Origin of the sequence: Cobetia sp. SIMBA_158 (genome assembly GCF_046566945.1) — a bacterium.
GTDB lineage: Bacteria > Pseudomonadota > Gammaproteobacteria > Pseudomonadales > Halomonadaceae > Cobetia > Cobetia amphilecti.
The window spans coordinates 1-267 of the sequence record NZ_JAWJYL010000449.1; the positions used below are offsets into that span (position 1 = coordinate 1).

The window sequence follows — 267 nt, forward strand, 5'->3', positions numbered from 1 at the left end:
GTTATAATGGAATAATTCATAACTTTCATTTTGTAGTTCATTCAAACGTTCACTAATTTGCTTTAACATATGATCCGTTTTTTGTTTTCCAAGCGATTCATTAAATTTTTTAAAGCGATCTAAGTCGACTAATAACAAAGCGATATTTTTATCGTCTTTATAATCAGCATAGTGTTCAGACCATCTCGCATTCAGTGCACGTCGATTTAATAATCCAGTTGTTTCATTATGAAAAGTGACTAAACTAAACGGACTATTGTTATGTAC

The 267-nt window shown here is 30.3% G+C and carries 1 protein-coding gene; it reads right to left on the minus strand.

Translation table 11 applies throughout. From position 1 onward, the window contains the following. The coding region (locus R2R70_RS20635) for a diguanylate cyclase domain-containing protein (RefSeq protein ID WP_410978996.1) at nucleotides 1-267 on the minus strand (267 nt) is incomplete at both ends.